This is a genomic window from Chloroherpetonaceae bacterium, assembly GCA_025056565.1.
GTDB lineage: Bacteria > Bacteroidota > Chlorobiia > Chlorobiales > Thermochlorobacteraceae > Thermochlorobacter.
Genome location: JANWWA010000068.1, coordinates 1 through 545, shown reverse-complemented (window position 1 = coordinate 545; position 545 = coordinate 1). Strand labels below are relative to the sequence as shown.

General features: G+C 65.1%; 2 protein-coding genes. One reads left to right on the top strand and one right to left on the bottom strand.

Going from position 1 to position 545, the window contains the following annotated elements:
• The coding region (locus NZM05_12710) for a flagellar biosynthetic protein FliR (GenBank protein ID MCS7014476.1) at nucleotides 1-234 on the top strand (234 nt) is incomplete at its 5' end.
• Here the strand turns inward: NZM05_12710 and NZM05_12705 are convergent.
• The coding region (locus tag NZM05_12705; protein ID MCS7014475.1) for an ATP-binding cassette domain-containing protein at nucleotides 229-545 on the bottom strand (317 nt) is incomplete at its 5' end. The genes NZM05_12710 and NZM05_12705 overlap by 6 nt on opposite strands.

The following is a 545-nucleotide window of genomic DNA, read 5'->3' as shown; positions in this document are numbered from 1 at the left end:
GTGCAGATTGCCGCGCCGGCGGGGGGCGTGCTGCTCGTGGTGGACGGCGCGATGGCGGCGGTGTCCCGCGCCGTGCCCCAGATTCCCGTGTGGCTGATTGGGATGCCCGCGAAAATCGCCGTCGGAATCGTCGCGCTCGGCGCAAGCCTGCCCGGACTGCTCGGAATCAGCGTGCGTATGACCGACCTCAGCGTGCGCTATCTGGAGAACCTGCTGCGACTGTTGGGGTTATAGCTCGAAACTCTCCCCAAAGTAGTACTTGCGCGCCAGCGGGTCCGTGATAACCTCTTCGGGCGCGCCCTGCGCCACAATCACGCCGTCCGCCAGAATGTAGCTGCGGTCTGTGATGCGCAGCGTCGCGCTCACATTGTGGTCGGTAATCAGCACGCCGATATTGCGCTGGCGCAAGCCGAGAATAATCTCCTGCAGCTCCTCGATAGTCTTGGGGTCAATCCCTGTGAACGGCTCGTCGAGCAGCAAGAAGGCGGGCTGCAGGGCGAGTGCGCGGGCGATTTCCACGCGCCGCCGCTCACCGCCCGACAGCG